The organism is Teichococcus aerofrigidensis, from assembly GCF_054073225.1.
In genome coordinates this window covers 1-3498 of sequence record NZ_JBSXMU010000200.1, presented here as the reverse complement: position 1 = coordinate 3498, position 3498 = coordinate 1, and the positions used below count along the sequence as shown (strand labels likewise).

Here is a 3498-nt window from a genome sequence, read left to right as displayed (position 1 = left end):
CCTTCCGCCGGCGCGTGCCGCAGCAGCAGGCCCTCCGCGGTGCAGATCGGCACCACCCAGCCGGCCTCGCGCGCGGCGCCGCGCAGGGCGTGATGCAGGCAGGCGGCCGGGACCGCGGCCGCCTGCAGCAGCAGCAGGCCGATCAGGACCGGAAGGAGGCGGCGCGGCCGGGACATGCCCCCTGCCTAGAGCAGATTCCGATCCGAGGACATCACCCGATCGGACGCCGCCCTAATGCCCCGCCTCGTGGCTGGCCAGGGGATCGGGGGAGGGATCGAGGGGCGGGCGCGGCCGGCCGTCGAGGGCATAGTCCACCTCCGCCTCGTAATGCGCCTGCTCCTTGCCGAGGCGGGAGGAGAAGAGGCAGAAATGGTCGATCGGCACCGGGTCGGGCCGGAACAGATTGTGCGCCTGGACGAAGGCGATGAGCTTGTCCGGCGCCGCCTTCTCGGTGCGGGCCAGGGTGACGTGCGGGGCGAAGCGCCGCCGCTCGGGCGGCAGGCCGGCGCGCTGCAGGGCGGTCTCCACCTTGCTCTGAAGGTGCAGCAGCGCCTCGTTGCGCTCCGCCTTCACATGCAGCGAAAGCAGCCGGCCGGCCTTCTCGAACAGGTCGACGCCGCCAAGCTGCAGGTCGAAGGGCCGGGCGCGGATGCCGGCCAGGGCCTCGTCCACCTCATCCGCCTGCCAGCCCTCGATCTCGCCGATGAAGCGCAGGGTGAGGTGGTAGTTCTCCGGCGGCACCCAGCGGGCGCCGGGAATGCCGCCCGCCAGGTCGGCCAGGTGTTCCCGCAGCGTATCCGGGATGGGCAGGGCTACGAAAAGGCGTGGCATGATGGCTCATCCTCCCTGCACCTTGGACAACAACCTCCGCACGGCGGGAAGCATCCGCCGTGCCACTTCCTCCGCGCCCCGGGCATTGGGGTGGATGCGGTCGGGCTGGTTGAGCGAGGGCTCGCCGGCGACGCCATCCAGAAGGAAGGGGTAGAAGACCGCCTCGGGATACTCCCGCGCCAGGCGCTGGAAGGTCTCCGAGAACTCGCGCCCGTAATCGGCGCCGAGATTGGGTGGCGCCAGCATGCCGGCCAGCAGCACCGGCAGGCCGCGCGCCTTCAGCCGGGCCAGGATGTCGGACAGGTTGGCGTAGGTCTCGGCCGGCGGGACGCCGCGCAGCCCGTCATTGCCGCCGAGTGCCACGATCACCGCCTGGGGATCGTCGGCCAGCGCCCAGTCGAGGCGCGAGCGGCCGCCCGCCGTGGTGTCGCCGGAGACGCCGGCATCCACCACCGTCACCGCCGCGCCGGCCTCGCGCAGCAGCGCCTCGAGCCGCCGCGGCAGCGCCTCGGCATGGTCCAGCCCGTAGCCGGCGGTGATGGAATCGCCCAGCATCAGCAGCCGGACCGGCTCCGCGGCGCGGGGGCCCGGGATCGCGGCGGGCAGCGCGATCGGGATGAGATACAGTCCGAAACCGAAAAGGGCCCTTCGCACTGCGGCACGGCGGCCATATCTGCGGATCATGCTGGACGCACCCAAGGCCATCCCTTCCTCCGCCGCAAGCCCCGATGGCCCCGCCGCACCGCTGATTCGGGCAAGGGGCCTGACCTTCAAGGTGGCGGCGGCGGGGGGTGAGGTCAACATTCTCCGCGGCCTCGACCTCGATGTGGGGGCCGGGGAGGCGGTCGGGCTGGTCGGCCCCTCGGGCTCCGGCAAGACCAGCCTGCTGATGCTGCTGGCCGGTCTGGAGCGCCCTTCCGGCGGGTCCCTGAGCGTCGCCGGGGCGGATCTGGCGGCGATGGACGAGGACGCGCTCGCCCGCTTCCGCCGCGAGAGGCTCGGCATCGTCTTCCAGTCCTTCCACCTCGTGCCGACCATGACGGCGCTGGAGAACGTCGCCATCCCGCTGGAGTTCTCCGGCCGCGCCGACGCCTTCGACCGCGCCCGCGAATCCCTGGAGAAGGTCGGGCTCGGCCACCGGCTGGAGCACTATCCGGGCCAGCTCTCGGGCGGCGAGCAGCAGCGCGCGGCCCTGGCCCGGGCCGTGGTCGCGGGCCCCAGCCTGCTGCTGGCCGACGAGCCCACCGGCAACCTGGACGGCGCCACCGGGCAGAAGGTCATGGACCTGCTGTTCGGCCTGCGCGAGCAGCTCGGCACCACCCTGGTGCTGATCACCCACGACCCGGCCCTGGCCGCGCGCTGCGGCCGGCGCCTGCGGATGGCGGACGGGCTGCTGGCCGGGGACAGCGCCGCATGAGCCAGACCCTGCGGCTCGGCTTCCGCTTCGCCCGGCGGGAACTGCGCGGCGGCATCAGGGGCCTCAGGATCGTGCTGGCCTGCCTGGCGCTCGGCGTCGCCGCCATCGCCGCCGTCGGCACGCTGCGCGCCGCCACCGAGGCCGGGCTGGTCGAGGACGGCGCCCGCATCCTGGGCGGCGACCTGGAGGTGCGGGTCTCCTACCGCCCCATGCCGCAGGCGGCGCGGGACTGGATCGCCGCGCGCGGTGGGCGGCTCTCCGAGGTGGTGGAGATGCGCGCCATGGCGGTCGCCGCCTCCGGCGAGCGCGCCCTGGTCGAGCTGAAGGCGGTGGACCAGGCCTATCCGCTCTATGGCGCGCTGACGCTCGACCCTCCGCAGGCGCGACTCGCCCCCGGCACGGTGGCGCTCGACCCGCTGGTGGCCGAGCGGCTCGGCCTGCGCCCGGGCGATCCGGTGCGGCTGGGCGAGGCCCGCTTCCGCCTCGCCGGCACCGTCGCCTCCGAGCCCGACAAGGTGGCGAGCCCCGCCATCCTCGGCCCCCGCGCCATGATCGCGCTGGCCGACGTGCCGGGCACGGCGCTGATCCAGCCGGGCAGCCTGGTGGAGTACCACTACCGCATCGCCCTGCCGCAGGGGACCGATCCGGCCGGTTTCGCCGCCGCGCTGCGCGCCGCGCAGGATGACGGCGGCTGGCGCATCCGCGACGCGCGCGATGGCTCCCCGGGCGTCAGCCGCTTCCTCGACCGCGCCGCCTCCTTCCTGACGCTGGCCGGGCTGACCGCGCTGCTGGTGGGCGGCATCGGCGTCGCCACCGGCGTGCGCGCCTGGCTCGACCAGCGGGCGCGGACCATCGCCACGCTGCGCTGCCTCGGCGCCCCGGCGCGGGTGATCTTCGTCACCTACCTGATCCAGGTCATGGCGCTGGCCGCGCTCGGCATCGCCATCGGCCTGCTGGCCGGGCAGGGGCTGACGCTGCTCGCCGCCCGCGCGCTGGAGAGCGTTCTGCCGGTGCCGCCGCGCCTTGGCTTCCACGCCCGCCCGCTGGCCGAGGCGGCGCTCTACGGCGTGCTGACCGCCCTGGCCTTCGCCCTCTGGCCGCTCGGCCGGGCGCGGGAGATCCCCGGCGCGGCACTGTTCCGCGACGCGGTGCAGCCCCAGGCGGCGCGGCCGCGCTGGTCGCTGCTGGCGGTGAACGCCGCCGCCGTGCTGGCGCTCGTGGCGCTCGTCGTCGGCACCGCTGAGCAGCCG

General features: G+C 74.6%; 4 protein-coding genes. 2 read left to right on the top strand and 2 right to left on the bottom strand.

Features of this window, described 5'->3' with window-relative positions; genetic code table 11:
* Positions 1-231 precede the first annotated feature (231 nt).
* Positions 232-831, bottom strand: a complete 600-nt coding sequence (thpR, locus tag ACVMLK_RS20355; RefSeq protein ID WP_198365986.1) for an RNA 2',3'-cyclic phosphodiesterase — start codon at positions 829-831, stop codon at positions 232-234.
* A gap of 6 nt (positions 832-837) precedes the next feature.
* Entirely contained in the window at positions 838-1485 is a 648-nt protein-coding gene (locus ACVMLK_RS20350) for an arylesterase (protein WP_457487456.1), read from the bottom strand.
* A gap of 28 nt (positions 1486-1513) precedes the next feature.
* Here ACVMLK_RS20350 and ACVMLK_RS20345 point away from each other — a divergent pair, with 28 nt between their 5' ends.
* On the top strand, positions 1514-2248 hold the full coding sequence (locus ACVMLK_RS20345) for an ABC transporter ATP-binding protein (protein WP_232477021.1): 735 nt from the start codon (positions 1514-1516) through the stop codon (positions 2246-2248).
* Positions 2245-3498, top strand: a 1254-nt coding sequence (locus ACVMLK_RS20340) for an ABC transporter permease (RefSeq protein WP_457487455.1), incomplete at its 3' end; no start/stop codon positions are given. The genes ACVMLK_RS20345 and ACVMLK_RS20340, both read left to right, overlap by 4 nt.